Origin of the sequence: Acinetobacter sp. NCu2D-2, from assembly GCF_001647675.1 — a bacterium.
In the GTDB taxonomy this organism is placed as follows: domain Bacteria; phylum Pseudomonadota; class Gammaproteobacteria; order Pseudomonadales; family Moraxellaceae; genus Acinetobacter.
Map to the genome: position 1 here is coordinate 1065280 of NZ_CP015594.1, position 14594 is coordinate 1079873.

Here is a 14594-nt window from a genome sequence, read left to right on the forward strand (position 1 = left end):
TTTTGATTTGAATCGTGGCTTAAAAATTAAGGATTTAAAAACAGGTCTTTTCTTTTTATATTGAGGATTTATGCACGATAAAAAGAAATTCACTACATGTCGATTTTAATCAGAAAGTTAGCCGATGTTTCTTATGCTGAATGGTTGCTGTTATGGCAGGGCTATCAAGCATTTTATCAAACACAATTATCTGATGCAGTAAATACGCAAACATGGCAACGATTGATCGATGCTCAAATTCAGGAGATGTATGGATTTGCTGCCATAGAAGATCAGCGCGTGGTGGGCATCGTGCATGTAATTGAGCATGCAAGTTGTTGGACACTGACGCCTTATGCCTATTTACAGGATTTATTTACCTTAAAGGAATATCGAGGTCAGGGGATTGCGACTGCGTTAATTCATCATGTAGAGCAATACTGCAAGCAACAACGAAACTGTGATCGTGTCTATTGGTTAACCCATCAGGATAATATCACTGCACGACAACTCTATGACCGTGTAGCAGCTCGAACCGGTTTTATTCAATACAGAATCTAAACTAAAGGTGAATTAAAGAAATTAAATATCATTATTAACAATTCTATCGTTCTAATGCTGCAACAAACTGTTCTATCTTATGGGCTGTATAAGAATTTAGATCGCTATAAATTAGTTTTTATTATTTGAAGGATTAAAATATGAAATTGAAAACTTTGGCTTTAGGTTTGGTTGTTGCTTCTACTGCTGCTTTTGCTATGGCAAAACCTGTCACGTATACGATTGATCCAACGCATACGGCAACTGTATTTACATGGAATCACTTTGGTTTCTCTACGCCATCAGGTAACTTCTCTGATATTCAAGGTAAAATTGTTGTAGATACCGCAAAACCTGCAAATTCATCTGTAAATGTCACCATTCCACTTTCAAGCTTAAATACTAATGTTGGAGCATTGGATGAGCATTTGAAAGGTGCAGATTTCTTTGATGCTGCTAAGTATCCAAACATTACTTTCAAAAGTACTAAAGTACAATCTTTGGGAAATAACAAATATAAAATTACTGGTAACTTGACGGTTAAAGATGTAACCAAGCCTGTTGTGCTTGACGCTGTATTAAATAAACAAGGTGAGCATCCAATGGCGAAAGTCCCTGCGATTGGTTTTAATGCCACAACTTCATTTAACCGTTCTGCATTTGGTGTCGGTGCATATGTACCGAATGTAGGTGATAAAATTACCGTGAATATCACTACAGAAGCAACAATTCCTGCTGAAAAGAAATAAATTGTGCAGTTTAAAAAAGCCCTCATAAGAGTAATGCCAGTCAGTTAAGCAAAAAAAGTTAAAATACTGTAAAAAGAGCGTATGTAAATACGCTCTTTTTTTATGAATTTATCTCAGAATTTAGATTTAACATTAAAACAAACCCTACCTTCACTTTCACAATTCAGTGAATTGATTGATTTAAACTGGATTGAAGATTGCTTAAACCAAACAGGTAAAGCATCAATTCGAAAAAGAAAACTGCCTGCTGAACATGTTGTTTGGCTGGTAATCGGACTTGCTCTATTTCGAAATCAACCGATTTGGTATGTGGTTCAACAATTGCAACTTGTTTTCGGTACGGCAGAATACTGTGTACCGAGTGCATCCGTACAAGCAAGACAGCGCTTAGGCTTAGAGCCCATGAGTGCTTTATTTTCGACATTAAGTCAGGCATGGTTTAAAGACTCACAACAACAATATAGCAACTTTCACGGTCTATGCGTTTGTGCTGTAGATGGTGTGGTTTGGTCTATGCCTCATACAGAAGAAAACTTTAAGCACTTTGGTTCATCCAAAGGCAAAACAGCAGCTACCCCTTACCCACAAGTCAGAGCGACTTGCCTGGTGAATACCAATACACATGAAATGATTGATGCCCAAATTGGCAGTATGGATCAAGGTGAATTAACCTTAGCCAGTCAATTAAAAGCACTAGTTCGCAGTATTACCCTATTTGATCGTGCTTACTTCTCTGCTGATTTTTTAGTGAGTTGGCAATCTCAGGCAGAAGAGAGTCATTGGTTGATGCGAGCAAAGGACAACCTGCGTTATGAAGTGATTCATCATAATGCGGCCCATGACTTTCAGATCAAAATGCCTGTTTCAGCAAGAGCAAAAAAGATAAATCCGTCATTGGGTGACTATTGGGAAGCACGTTTAATTGAAGTTGAATATGCAGGAAAAATAAGACGTTACATTACATCATTAACAGATTCTGAAGTTTATCCATTCAAAGACCTTGCAATGCTTTATATCCAGCGTTGGGAAATAGAAATGTGTTATCGGGAAATTAAAAGTGATTTACAGGATGCAAGAATTTTAAGAAGCAAACAACCTGATTTGGTCTATCAAGAATTGTGGGGGGTATTTATTGCTTATAATATCTTAAGAAGACAGATGAGGTTTATCGCTGAACATGCAAAGGTGAGTCCTTTAAGGATCAGTTTCCATATTGCATCTATGAGTATTATCAATATCTTAAGGCACACACCTTTAGAATCAGCAGGAAATCTACCCAAACATTTAGCACAATTATTTGAACAATCTAAAATATTTGTATTACCTGAAAAAAGGCAAAGGCAATGTCCGCGAGTAGTGAAAATTAAAGCACAAAAATATCCAAGAAAATGCCAGTCAATTTCTTAACTGACTGGCATTACCTCATAAGAGGGCTTTTTTATTGTGTGTTTAATCTCGGCTTAATATCAGTAAAAGCCCAAAGCTCATGAAGATACCGCCTGTAATACCATCAATCCAGTTGGCAAATTTTTGATAGCCCTGATTAATACGTTGCATAGAGAAAATAAAAGCCACCAAGGTAAACCATAGTAAACTTTCTATGAAGATGAGTAAAAGTAATGAACCTTGTTCGCTAAGCGGAGTATTGGTGTTAATGGCCACAGCAAATACACTGCTAAAATAGATTAATGCTTTAGGATTTGCCATATTGGTCAAAAAGCCCTGAAATAACAACTTCAAATGACTCGATGCTACATGGGATTGATTACTTGGTAGCATAATATTGGAGTCATGTTTAGGTTGATTAAGTGCTGACTTCAGCATAAGTATGCCTAAATACAGTAGATAAATTCCACCTAAAATCATCAGTACTCGTTGTAACCATGCAATTTTCTGAAATAAAAAGTGTAAGCCGCTTAAAGCACAAATCGACCAAACCAAGATGCTTAAAGAAATACCCAATGTCGCAAAAAGCGCATGCATTCGAGATTGGCGAATTGCACTTTGTGTCACAAAGAAAAAATCAGGACCAGGACTAATCAAGGCAAAAAAGTGGATAATTGCAATACCGAACAATGCAGACATAAGATTGAACACGCTATAAATGTGTCCATCATTCTATGACATAGGTATTTAATGAGCGATCGTCAATTGGTCGATAAAGTGTTTTAAAACTTGAGAAGAAGTTTGTTCTAATTGTCCCGCATATTTTTGATTATTTTCACGTAATTGAGGAATATCAATATCTGCTTTACGTAGTTCACAGGTATGACCAATCAACCATTTTTCTAAACTGTCTCCTGCAACTTCAGCATGAAACTGTAGAGCTAAAATATTATAACCTACACGAAATGCTTGATGCGGATAGAGTTCAGAACTTGCTAATAACTCAGCAGATTCAGGTAAATCAAACGTATCGCCATGCCAATGTAAAACTTCAGTATTTTCTAAAGCCGCGAGTGAATTATTTGTAACAGGTGTAATTGCTAATTTAGACCAACCAATTTCTTTAGTTTTTCCAGCATAGACTTTCGCACCTAATGCGGTAGCAATTAATTGAGCACCTAAGCAAATGCCAAGTGTTGGTAAATTTTGCTGTAAACGAACTTTAAGTAAGTCTACTTCTTCTTGTAAGAAAGGGTAGTCATTAGTCTCATAGACCCCAATCGGACCTCCAAGGATGATCGTAAGGCCTTTATATTGTAATGCTTTGGTCAGGTCATCAATTCCGGCTTCAAAATATCGGACACGATAGCCTAAGCTATAGAGCACATCTTCCCAAGCACCAAGATCTTCAAATGCAAGGTGTTGAATGGCATAAATTGTTTCGGGTAGAGAGTTCAACATTTAAAGAAATCTTCTTATTGAAAGTTATATCAATAATTTAATTGAACTCGAACAAAAAATCAGTGTAAAGCGCAAACGAATTAAAAAAATTTATGGTTATGCGTATAGGGAAGCATAAAGCTTGAGATGAAAAAAAGCCCCCATCTTTCGATGAGGGTTTTTCGTATTCTGGAGCGGGAAAGGAGACTCGAACTCCCGACCCCAACCTTGGCAAGGTTATGCTCTACCAACTGAGCTATTCCCGCAATGAGGGCTATTATAGAGAATCTCACACCAGTGTCAACTCTCTATAATTCTGTTTGTTTAATTAATCAGCACGACGCCAAACGGTGCCTTGACGTGTATCTTCCAAAACCACACCTTGATCTAGTAGGGATTGACGGATTTCATCGGCACGTGCAAATTCTTTGGCTTTCTTGGCATCTTTACGTTGTTGGATTAAATCTTCAATCTGCTCTGGTGTTAAACCTAATGCTTCCTGACCAATATCAGATTTTAAAAACTCATCCACGTTATATTGCACTAAACCTAAAATATTGGTCAGATGTCGTAAAGTTGAATAGTACACAGCAGCTTGTACAGCATTTTCTTCTTTAACCGCACTATTTAATGCTTTGTTAATTTCAAACAATACTGCGATTGCTTCAGATGTATTGAAATCATCACGCATTGCGGCGTTAAAGCGTTCAACCAATGTTTCATCTAAAGTATCTACAACATGGTCACCATAGAGTGCTTGATAAGCTTTAAATGAATGATAGAAACGCGTTAATGTTGTTTTCGCTTCTTTTAATGCAAAGTCTGAGAAATTGACTGGGCTACGGTAGTGTGAAGAGACAATAAAGTAACGGATGACTTCAGGATGGAATTTTTCCATCACATCACGAATAGTAAAGAAGTTGCCAAGCGATTTTGACATCTTCTCGCCATCGACATTGATGAAACCAACATGCATCCAATAATTCACATATTGTTCGCCAGTTGATGCTTCAGATTGCGCGATTTCATTTTCATGATGCGGGAAAGTTAAGTCTGAACCACCACCATGAATATCAAAGTGATTACCTAAGCAGCAGGTTGACATCGCTGAACATTCAATGTGCCAACCCGGACGGCCATTCCCCCAAGGTGAAGCCCAAGATGGTTCATTTTCTTTGGCGTGTTTCCAAAGTACAAAGTCAAATGGGTGTTTTTTCTCAACTTCAACATCGACACGTTCTGATGCACCCGCTTGCATGTCTTCAAGTTTACGACCTGATAGACGACCATATTTGGCAAATTTTTCAACTTCAAAATAGACATCGCCATTATTTGAAGGATATGCAGTACCGTTATTAACCAGTGTGCCAATCATATTTTGCATTTGATCGATATATTCAGTTGCACGCGGTGCTTCATCAGGGTGTAAACAACCCAAGTTTTCCGCATCTTCATTCATGGCTTGAATAAAACGATCGGTCAATTGCGTAATGGTTTCACCATTTTCATTGGCACGTTTAATGATTTTGTCGTCAATGTCGGTAATATTTCGAACGTATTTAACATTCCAGCCTTGACTGCGTAAGAAGCGAATAATGTAGTCAAATGCAACCATGACACGCGCATGCCCAATATGACAATAATCGTATACGGTCATGCCACAGACATAGATATCAATATGTCCTTCTTTGCGCGGTACGAATTCTACTTTTTTGCGTTGCTCTGAGTTATATAGAACAAATGGTTGCATAGCTGTTCAAAAGACTTCAAATAAAAGGATGGCTCATCATAACGTAAGCATGATTATTCATAAAGCTGAAAGCAGTAAATGCGTGACATTTTTAGCATTAAAATCAATCGAAAAAAGTGAATGAATGAGATGAAAGCCTTGCTGGTCAATCAGGATGATTTTTGTAAAATCAGGATAATGCGTGTGCATCATCTTTCAATTCTTCAACATTTAAGACGCTTGCAATTGAATAGCTATGCTAAAATTGCGAGAATTATTGATATAAATTGAGAAATTTTTCTCTGTCTTAGCAAAGGTACATAGACTTTGAATCAAAATATGTCGAATCAAGTTGATTTTCAAAAAGTCGCGCTAGAAACATTGCGTATAGAAGAACATGCGCTACAGATTCTTGCTACTCAGATTGATGAGCGATTCACTCAAGCTTGCAAGATTATTCTTGAGGCAAAAGGTCGTTTAGTCGTGACTGGTATGGGAAAATCTGGGCACATTGGCCGCAAAATGGCAGCTACCTTTGCATCGACGGGGACACCTTCCTTCTTTATGCATCCGGGTGAAGCGGGGCATGGCGACTTGGGTATGCTGGTGAAAGGTGATGTGCTTATCGCAATTTCAAACTCCGGTAAGAGTGATGAAATTATGATGCTGATGCCATTGGTGAAGCATTTGGGTATTCCTTTAATTACCATTACAGGTGATGACCGTGGTCCTATGCCACAAAATGCTGACGTTGCATTAACTTTAGGAAATATCCAAGAAGCTTGTCCACTCGGTCTTGCACCAACATCAAGTACGACAGCAACATTGGCCTTAGGTGATGCTTTGGCGGTTGCACTTTTAGATGCCCGTGGTTTTACTTCAGATGACTTTGCACGCTCTCATCCTGCGGGCGCACTCGGCAAACGTTTACTTTTGCATGTGAAACATTTAATGCATACCGGCGAAGATTTACCAAAAGTTTCTCCTCAAACACCAATGAATCAAGTGCTTTATGAGATTTCCAATAAGCGTTTAGGTCTCACCACAATTGTGGATGACAATGATGTTTTACTGGGTATTTTCACTGATGGTGATTTGCGTCGTTTGATTGATAAACAGCAAGGTTTTGATGTGAATTTGGCTATTGAAGAAGTCATGGTAAAAAATCCACAAACCATTTCGCAAGAAGCCCGTGCTGTGGAAGCATTAGAGCGTATGAACGCGAGAAAAATTTCACAATTTGTAGTTGTTGATGATGCCAATAAAGTGATTGGTGTAATCAGTATGCATGATCTGATTCAAGCTGGGGTAAATTAATTCATGGCATCTTACGTTTTATTGGAACAAGCACGTCATATTGAAGCGTTAGTGCTTGATGTCGATGGTATTTTAAGTGATGGTTTTGTGACATTGACCAATACAGGGGATGAACTTAAATCCTTTGATATTCGTGATGGACTGGGGATGAAACTGGTTCAGCAAGCGGGTCTTAAAGTCATTATCATCACAGGTCGTAAGAGCAATATTGTTGATAAACGTATGTCAGCACTTGGTGTAGATTTGGTTTATCAAGGCCGTGAAGATAAAGGTGTTGCACTGCGTGAAGCATGTGCAGAGTTAAACCTTGAGCCTGAAGATTGCCTATATATGGGTGACGATTGGCCTGATCTTTCTGCATTTGCCATTGCAGGGATGAAAGTAACTGTGCCAAATGGTCATGTTGAAGTACGTCGCCGTGCCGATTTAGTCACTCAGGCAATGGGCGGTCGTGGTGCAGTACGTGAGATCTGTGACATGTTGCTTATGGCAAAAGGTAAGTACGAAGAGTTACTTGAAAAATATACGCGTACGCCTTATTAATATTTTAAACCGTTGGAATTAGTACACCGCTTATGGATACAAAAGTTTTATATATCACTGCGATTGTGATCGCATCTGTAAGTGGTGGTTATTACTATTTCAGTGGTAAAGGCAATAAACTTGATGCTGATTCAGCACGCAGCATGACCTATTCTGCCAAGCAAATTCAGTTAACCCAAACAGATGAGCAAGGGCAGTTGTATATTCGTGCTCAAGTTGATGGGCTTGAGCAAGATATGCAAAAGAAAACCACAAAATTGACCAATTTAAATGCGTCTACATATGCGAATAATAAAGTGGATGCGACATTTTTAGCCAAACAAGCGAACGGCTATGATGACAATACAAAAGTCGTACTTTCTCAACATGTTATCGCCACAAAATTAATGCAAAATGGGCAATTAAAGTTCCAGACAACCGAATTGACTGCTTATCCTAAAACACGTGAAATTATCACAGATAAAACAGTGAACGTAGAATCTCCACAAGCTGAATTTGTAAGCCAAGGTCTTAAAGCGAATTTAAATGAAGGCCAATATGAGTTTACAAATATTCGAGGAAAGTATGAACCTAACTCTTAAATCAATGCTGACTAAAACTTTCCTTCAGCGTATGGCACTTGTCACGGCATGTGGCTTTGCCATTGTACCTGCTTATGCAATTCCATCCGATCGTCAGCAGCCAATCACTTTGGTTGCAGACCGCGCGACATTTAATGAACGCACGGGTGTAACTACCTATTCTGGTAATGTCATCATTGAGCAAGGGACAATGAAGCTGCAAGCGGCATCAATTGTCGCGAACTTAAACTCGAAAAAAGAAATCAGTAATATCACGGCTTCAGGTAGTCCAGCGCGTTTTCAACAGAAAACCGATGCTGCCAAAGGTTTAGCCAAAGGTCAGGCTCAAAAGATTGTTTATAATGCAGAAACAGGCATTATTACCTTGTCTGGTAATGCTTTCTTAGAACAAGATGGCGCAAGTATTCGTGGTAATACCTTGAAGTACAGTATGAACAAGGGTGATATTGAAGCAACAGGTACACCGAATAAAACTGGTTCATCTACTGGTCGTGTAAAAATTGTGATTCCGCCATCAAGCTCTAAATCATTCCCTGGAGTACGTGATTAATGGATCAGTCACAAGTACAGACTTTATGTATTAAACATCTGGCCAAAAACTACAACAAACGTTGGGTGGTCAAAGATGTTTCATTTAGCATGCAAAGCGGACAAATTGTCGGTTTACTCGGTCCAAATGGTGCAGGTAAAACCACAAGTTTCTATATGGTTGTAGGGCTTGTACGTATGGATAAAGGGGAGATTTATCTTGATGATCTAGATTTATCCGACCTTGCTATGCATGAACGTGCACGTAAGGGTATTGGTTATCTACCACAAGAAGCTTCTATTTTTAGAAAATTAACCATTTCTGAAAATATCATGGCGATTCTTGAAACGCGCAAAGATTTAAATAAAGCACAGCGTCAGCAGCGCTTAACTGAACTTTTAGCCGATTTTAAAATCACCCATATTAAAGATTCACTCGGTATGAGTGTGTCGGGTGGTGAACGCCGTCGTGCTGAGATTGCCCGTGCGTTAGCTGCAGATCCGAAATTCATGCTATTGGATGAACCTTTTGCTGGGGTCGATCCAATTTCGGTGGGTGATATTAAAGACATTATCACCACCTTAAAAGATCGTGGTATTGGTGTTTTAATTACCGACCATAATGTGCGTGAAACCTTAGCTATTTGTGAGCATGCTTACATCGTGAGTGAAGGCTCGGTAATTGCAGAAGGCGCACCACATGAGATTCTAGAAAATGAAACAGTGCGTAGAGTTTATCTTGGTGATGATTTTACGGTTTAAGCTGTTTTGATTTTCTTCGATACCCACAACTTAGACTTCTGTTTAGGTTTGTGGGATTTTTTCGTCATTAACATCTTAAAAGTGAATAATTTTTAATATGTTTTTGATATATTGTTAGTTAAAAAATACGAAACATAATAACCATGCTATTAAGAGCACATCATTTTCAACATCGAAACAGGCATTCAAAAAGAGCCAAACAGGCATTTATTTTACTGTTATTGCCTTTGCAAATGTCATTAGTGCATGCTGAAAATCCTAAAAGTTATTTTGAAAATATCAAAAACGGTATTGGTAGATTTATAGCACCTGAACCGACAAGGTCAGGATATAAAATTGATATTAGTGAACTAAGTAATTACCAGCTCGATACTTCTAAAGTGCAAGAATTACCACGCGTGGGATTTGTACAACAGCAGAATCAAAATGCATCGATGTCAAATACGATGGGCACTTCATCTAAGCTCGATTTAAACCAAGCTGTCCATATTGCCGTACAACGTCGTCCTGAAATCACCCAAAGTATTTCCAGCTTGTCCTCACAGATGGCAAATATTGATGTGGCTAAAGCTGCTTACTATCCGCAAATTTCGGGTGGTGTGGGTACAGCAGATTTAACCAAAGGCGAGCGTGGTCGTCAGCTTGTTTCACTGAATGCGACGCAAATGCTGTACGATTTTGGCAAGGTGAAAACCAGCGTCAATATTGAAGAAGCGAAATTGCAACAAGAGCAAGCACGTGTTTTAGTGGCTTTAGATGATATTGCTTTCGATGTGGCTAATGCCATCGTCAATATTAAGCGCTATCAGGAAATCACCAAAATTGCCCGTCAACAAATTGCGGGTATCGCAAGAATTGCGGAAATTGCCAATCTACGTGCAAAGGCGGGGATTAGTAGTCAGGCCGATCCAATTCAAGCGCAATCAAATTTAGAAGCGGCTGAAAGTAACTTGATTGTTCAGCAAACTCAGCTTCGACAATATCAACAACGTTTACGCACTTTACTCGGTTTTGATGTTTCCAATGTGGAATGGGATTTACCCATTAGCTTAGTGGAAAATGCTCATCTCTATGAAGAACCGAACTTTAGTAAGATTCCTTCATTAATGCTGGCACAATCTGGTGTAGATGTGGCGCGTTTGCAAAAAGATCAGGCTCGACTCTCTGCCATGCCAACCATCAATATCAAAGGCAGTGTCAGCCAAGCGATCAATGGACGTAACCCAAATAACAATGAAGATGATGGATTATATAATTCGATCATGATTGAAGCGAATAGTAATCTGTATCAAGGCGGTGCATCACGCTCGCAAACACGTGCAGCCAGCTATGCAGAAGAAGCTGCACGGGCACAAGTCAATACCGCTTATTTGGATGTACTTGATCAAGTACGTTTAATCCGCGAAGATATTGAAAATAAACAAAAACAAATGGATATTCTTTCACAGCGCCGTCAAACAACTGTGCGTACCAAAGAGCTTTATCAAGAACAATATAAATTAGGTACACGTACTGTTGTCGACCTGTTGAATGCCGAACAAGCCATTCATAGCGCGGCACAGGAAATCGAATCTGCACGCTACGATATTTATTCATCTTTAGTGCAATACGTTCAGGTTACTGGACGTTCACGTGATACCTATGATCTTAACCGTATTTCTATTCAGGGGTTTGAAGTTCAGCCATGAGTAATACCTTAAATTATCAGCCGTGGCTTCAAGCGGTTCTGAATATTGCCAAACATTATCGGATAGAACCGTCTGAAGAGCGTATTCGTTTACAGTTGGATTGGAATCAACACGAAAATATTGATGAACTGCTCAATGTGGTGACACGTCAGATTGGTTTAAATGTCCGTAAAAGTCCATTTGATGCCGCTATGCTGAATCCATGGCGCTTACCATTATTGGTTGAATTTGAAAATGGTGAAGTCGGTGTGATTGATCGCATCGATAATGAAGGCAATGCCAGCGTTCAGCTCAGCGGTGATGAAGGTCTGTCACAAGTCTTCGATTTGGAGCGTTTAAAACAAGGTGCAAAACATCTTTATATTTTACGTCCTGAATCATCGGTGCCTGATGCACGTATTGATGAATATATCAAACCTTACGAGAAAAACTGGTTCTGGTCGATTGTTCTGAATGACTGGAAGCGTTATATCGACGTCATGTTTGCATCACTGATTGCAAACATTCTGGCATTGGCAACCATTGTCTTTTCAATGAACGTCTATGACCGTGTCGTTCCATCTCAATCTGTTTCCACACTTTGGGTCTTGGCCGGGGGGGTACTCATTGCTGCAATCTTTGAGTTTACTTTACGTGTCTCTCGTATTTATTTGTCGGACATTATTGGTAAACGAGCGGATTTAAAAATTTCTGATCGTGTATTTGGTCACGCATTGCGAATTAAAAACAAAGAACGTTCTAAATCGACAGGTACCTTTATTTCACAAATTCGTGAACTTGAAGGTGTACGTGAATTGGTGACCTCAACCACAGTCACTGCGATTGCCGATTTACCATTCTTTTTCCTGTTCTTAGGCATTTTCTGGTTGATTGGTGGTCATCTGTTCTGGGTCATGGTGTTGGTCGTGCCATTGATGATTTTGCCTGGGATTTTGGCACAGAAAAAACTTGCAGAACTCGCACAATTAGGTATGCGTGAATCTTCGATTCGTAATGCGCTTTTGGTTGAATCTGTTCAAGGTATTGAAGACATCAAGTTATTACGTGCTGAATCACGCTTCCAAAACCAATGGAACCACATGAATGAAGTGTCTGCTGATGTCAGCATGCAACAACGTAAAATTGTGGGCTTGATGACGGCATGGACGCAAAAAATTCAAGGTTTAACCTTTGCGATTGTGGTACTTGTCGGTGCATTTGCAGTCATGGATGGGGATATGACCACGGGTTCACTTGTGGCTTGTTCTATTCTCTCTTCACGTATGTTAGCGCCTATTTCACAAATCACAGGCGTTTTAGGACGTTTGCAGCAAGCTAAAGTTGCTAAAAATGGTCTAGATGAGCTGATGAAAAAGCCTGTGGATCAGCCTGACTACTCTCACTTAATTCATCGTCCTGCTTTAAATGGTGATTATGAGTTAAGCGGTGTGGTATTCAAATACGGTGAAGATGATCCAAAACCAAGTGTTGTAATTCCAAAATTGGAAATCAAACATGGTGAAAAAATTGCGATTTTAGGTCGTAATGGTGCAGGTAAATCGACACTTTTACAGTTACTTTCAGGCATGCAAACCCCAGTACAAGGTAAAGTCAAGCTCGATGGGATTGACATGAGTTTGATCGACCCATCTGATGTGCGTCGCGATATGGGCTTACTCAATCAAAATGCGCATCTGTTCTACGGTACGATTCGTGAGAACCTGACTTTAGGTGCAGCACTAGCAACCGATCAGCAAATTTTAGAAGCTTTGCAAATCACCGGTGCAATCGCATTTGTTCAAGAGAAAAAAGAAGGTTTAGATCATATTATTCTTGAGGGCGGTGTAGGTTTCTCGGGTGGTCAACGTCAGGCACTGTTACTTGCACGACTTTTGATCCGTAAGCCAAAAATTTTATTGTTAGATGAACCAACAGCAGCTATTGATGATGTTTCTGAAAAACAATTAATCGATCATCTCAAAGGCTACTTAACCAATCGTACGATGGTAGTTGCAACCCATCGCCGTGCAGTATTGGAGTTGGTTGACCGTATCATAGTGGTCAATGACGGTAAAATTGTGATGGATGGACCACGTGATCAAATTCTAAATCAGTCACAAGGTGGAGCGAAACGTGCAGTTGGAGCAAACGGATGAGTGATCAACAAGAATTAAAACGTTCGAGCAAACTGAAGTTTCATGAGCCACCATTACCTAAAGCAAGCTTGATCATTTGGATCATTGGTATCGGATTACTGATTTTATTGGCATGGGCATGGTTATTTAAGCTTGAGGAAGTCTCTACCGGTACAGGTAAAGTCATTCCATCTTCAAAAGAGCAGGTGATTCAGTCTTTGGAAGGCGGGATTTTAACCAAGCTCAATGTCAAAGAAGGTCAAATTGTGGAACAAGGTCAAACCCTTGCACAGCTTGATCCTACGCGTTTAGAGTCTAACGTGGGTGAGTCAGAATCACTTTTGATTTCATCTCGAGCGACCGCTGCGCGATTAAAAGCTGAAGTCAACGGTACACCATTGGTGTTCCCACCTGAAGTGTTAAAAGATCCGAAACTGGTCGCAGAAGAAACGGCTCTTTACCAATCTCGTCGTGCAAACTTAGAAGAATCATTGGCAGGTTTAAAACAGGCTTTGGTTTTGGTTCAACAAGAACTTGAGATGACGGAACCACTGGTAGCTAAAGGTGCTGCGAGTGAGGTAGAGGTGCTACGTTTAAAACGTCAGGCCAATGAACTTCGTAATCAAATGAATGACATTCGTAACCAATACTATGTCAAATCTCGTGAAGAATTGTCGAAAGCCAATACGGATGTTGGGACACAACAACAAGTGGTTCGGGGTAAATCAGATACTTTAAGTCGTACTGTATTTAAGTCACCTGTACGTGGTGTGGTGAAAGAAATTGATGTGATGACCTTAGGTGGTGTGGTACCGCAAAACGGTAAAATTATGACCATCGTTCCGCTTGATGAAAAGCTATTGGTTGAAGCACGTATTTCACCGCGAGATATTGCGTTTATTCGTCCGGATCAAGAAGCATTGGTAAAAATCACAGCCTATGATTATTCAATTTATGGTGGCTTAAAAGGTAAGGTGACTGTGATTTCACCGGATACTTTACGTGATGAAGTGAAACAAGATCAGTTCTACTATCGTGCTTATATCCGTACTGATAGCGACAAATTACGCAATAAAGCGGGTGAGGAATTTAATATCACACCGGGTATGGTGGCAACGGTAGATATTCGTACAGGTGAAAAAACCGTATTGGATTACTTAATCAAACCGTTTAACAAAGCCAAAGAAGCACTACGTGAACGTTAATTGGATCATGTTAAAAAGCCCCGATAAATGCGG

General features: G+C 39.5%; 14 protein-coding genes and 1 tRNA gene. 11 read left to right on the forward strand and 4 right to left on the reverse strand.

Going from position 1 to position 14594, the window contains the following annotated elements; translation table 11 throughout:
* Nucleotides 1–96: 96 nt before the first annotated feature.
* From A3K93_RS04965 to A3K93_RS04975, 3 genes are all read left to right on the forward strand, one after another.
* Entirely contained in the window at nucleotides 97–540 is a 444-nt protein-coding gene (locus A3K93_RS04965) for a GNAT family N-acetyltransferase (RefSeq protein WP_067729469.1), read from the forward strand.
* A gap of 140 nt (nucleotides 541–680) precedes the next feature.
* Nucleotides 681–1268, forward strand: coding sequence for a YceI family protein (locus A3K93_RS04970; protein WP_067729471.1), 588 nt, complete (start codon nucleotides 681–683; stop codon nucleotides 1266–1268).
* 102 nt (nucleotides 1269–1370) lie between these two features.
* Entirely contained in the window at nucleotides 1371–2675 is a 1305-nt protein-coding gene (locus A3K93_RS04975) for an IS4 family transposase (protein WP_067729473.1), read from the forward strand.
* A 42-nt stretch (nucleotides 2676–2717) separates the two neighbouring features.
* On the opposite strand, the gene A3K93_RS04980 is transcribed toward A3K93_RS04975, so the two are convergent.
* The 4 genes from A3K93_RS04980 to cysS form a co-directional block, all read right to left on the reverse strand.
* On the reverse strand, nucleotides 2718–3365 hold the full coding sequence (locus A3K93_RS04980) for a LysE family transporter (RefSeq protein WP_227509881.1): 648 nt from the start codon (nucleotides 3363–3365) through the stop codon (nucleotides 2718–2720).
* 36 nt (nucleotides 3366–3401) lie between these two features.
* On the reverse strand, nucleotides 3402–4115 hold the full coding sequence (locus A3K93_RS04985) for a glutamine amidotransferase (protein WP_067729477.1): 714 nt from the start codon (nucleotides 4113–4115) through the stop codon (nucleotides 3402–3404).
* Between the two features lie 169 nt (nucleotides 4116–4284).
* Nucleotides 4285–4360: transfer RNA gene (locus A3K93_RS04990), tRNA-Gly, on the reverse strand.
* A gap of 62 nt (nucleotides 4361–4422) precedes the next feature.
* Entirely contained in the window at nucleotides 4423–5844 is a 1422-nt protein-coding gene (cysS, locus tag A3K93_RS04995; protein ID WP_067729479.1) for a cysteine--tRNA ligase, read from the reverse strand.
* A gap of 318 nt (nucleotides 5845–6162) precedes the next feature.
* Between cysS and A3K93_RS05000 the strand changes: the two genes are divergently transcribed.
* The 8 genes from A3K93_RS05000 to A3K93_RS05035 all read left to right on the forward strand — a co-directional run bounded on the left by A3K93_RS05000 (nucleotide 6163) and on the right by A3K93_RS05035 (nucleotide 14561).
* Nucleotides 6163–7140 (forward strand): KpsF/GutQ family sugar-phosphate isomerase, encoded by a 978-nt coding sequence (locus A3K93_RS05000; RefSeq protein WP_067729481.1) that lies wholly within the window; start codon nucleotides 6163–6165, stop codon nucleotides 7138–7140.
* Between the two features lie 3 nt (nucleotides 7141–7143).
* Nucleotides 7144–7683 carry a KdsC family phosphatase gene (locus tag A3K93_RS05005; RefSeq protein WP_067729483.1) on the forward strand — a complete coding sequence of 180 codons (540 nt, stop codon included), beginning with the start codon at nucleotides 7144–7146 and terminating at the stop codon, nucleotides 7681–7683.
* A 32-nt stretch (nucleotides 7684–7715) separates the two neighbouring features.
* Nucleotides 7716–8264, forward strand: a complete 549-nt coding sequence (gene lptC, locus A3K93_RS05010; RefSeq protein ID WP_067729485.1) for an LPS export ABC transporter periplasmic protein LptC — start codon at nucleotides 7716–7718, stop codon at nucleotides 8262–8264.
* Complete coding sequence (gene lptA / locus A3K93_RS05015; RefSeq protein WP_067729487.1) at nucleotides 8248–8814, forward strand: lipopolysaccharide transport periplasmic protein LptA; 567 nt, start codon at nucleotides 8248–8250, stop codon at nucleotides 8812–8814. Before lptC ends, lptA begins: the two co-directional genes overlap by 17 nt.
* Nucleotides 8814–9554 carry an LPS export ABC transporter ATP-binding protein gene (lptB, locus tag A3K93_RS05020; protein ID WP_067729489.1) on the forward strand — a complete coding sequence of 247 codons (741 nt, stop codon included), beginning with the start codon at nucleotides 8814–8816 and terminating at the stop codon, nucleotides 9552–9554. The genes lptA and lptB overlap by 1 nt, the downstream gene beginning before the upstream one ends.
* 143 nt (nucleotides 9555–9697) lie before the next feature.
* Nucleotides 9698–11242, forward strand: a complete 1545-nt coding sequence (locus A3K93_RS05025) for a TolC family outer membrane protein (protein ID WP_067729491.1) — start codon at nucleotides 9698–9700, stop codon at nucleotides 11240–11242.
* The gene (locus A3K93_RS05030; protein WP_067729493.1) at nucleotides 11239–13377 is read left to right on the forward strand and encodes a type I secretion system permease/ATPase; all 2139 of its coding nucleotides are present in this window, start codon (nucleotides 11239–11241) and stop codon (nucleotides 13375–13377) included. The genes A3K93_RS05025 and A3K93_RS05030 overlap by 4 nt, the downstream gene beginning before the upstream one ends.
* Nucleotides 13374–14561 carry an HlyD family efflux transporter periplasmic adaptor subunit gene (locus A3K93_RS05035; protein ID WP_067729495.1) on the forward strand — a complete coding sequence of 396 codons (1188 nt, stop codon included), beginning with the start codon at nucleotides 13374–13376 and terminating at the stop codon, nucleotides 14559–14561. The genes A3K93_RS05030 and A3K93_RS05035 overlap by 4 nt, the downstream gene beginning before the upstream one ends.
* Nucleotides 14562–14594 lie beyond the last annotated feature (33 nt).

What these genes read in the sequence shown, in the direction of transcription:
- A3K93_RS04965 (WP_067729469.1), top strand. Translation starts at nt 97, where the DNA reads ATGTCGATTTTAATCAGAAAGTTAGCCGATGTTTCTTATGCTGAATGG.
- A3K93_RS04970 (WP_067729471.1), top strand. Translation starts at nt 681, where the DNA reads ATGAAATTGAAAACTTTGGCTTTAGGTTTGGTTGTTGCTTCTACTGCT.
- A3K93_RS04975 (WP_067729473.1), top strand. Translation starts at nt 1,371, where the DNA reads ATGAATTTATCTCAGAATTTAGATTTAACATTAAAACAAACCCTACCT.
- A3K93_RS04985 (WP_067729477.1), bottom strand. Translation starts at nt 4,115, where the DNA reads ATGTTGAACTCTCTACCCGAAACAATTTATGCCATTCAACACCTTGCA.
- cysS (WP_067729479.1), bottom strand. Translation starts at nt 5,844, where the DNA reads ATGCAACCATTTGTTCTATATAACTCAGAGCAACGCAAAAAAGTAGAA.
- A3K93_RS05000 (WP_067729481.1), top strand. Translation starts at nt 6,163, where the DNA reads ATGTCGAATCAAGTTGATTTTCAAAAAGTCGCGCTAGAAACATTGCGT.
- A3K93_RS05005 (WP_067729483.1), top strand. Translation starts at nt 7,144, where the DNA reads ATGGCATCTTACGTTTTATTGGAACAAGCACGTCATATTGAAGCGTTA.
- lptC (WP_067729485.1), top strand. Translation starts at nt 7,716, where the DNA reads ATGGATACAAAAGTTTTATATATCACTGCGATTGTGATCGCATCTGTA.
- lptA (WP_067729487.1), top strand. Translation starts at nt 8,248, where the DNA reads ATGAACCTAACTCTTAAATCAATGCTGACTAAAACTTTCCTTCAGCGT.
- lptB (WP_067729489.1), top strand. Translation starts at nt 8,814, where the DNA reads ATGGATCAGTCACAAGTACAGACTTTATGTATTAAACATCTGGCCAAA.
- A3K93_RS05025 (WP_067729491.1), top strand. Translation starts at nt 9,698, where the DNA reads ATGCTATTAAGAGCACATCATTTTCAACATCGAAACAGGCATTCAAAA.
- A3K93_RS05030 (WP_067729493.1), top strand. Translation starts at nt 11,239, where the DNA reads ATGAGTAATACCTTAAATTATCAGCCGTGGCTTCAAGCGGTTCTGAAT.
- A3K93_RS05035 (WP_067729495.1), top strand. Translation starts at nt 13,374, where the DNA reads ATGAGTGATCAACAAGAATTAAAACGTTCGAGCAAACTGAAGTTTCAT.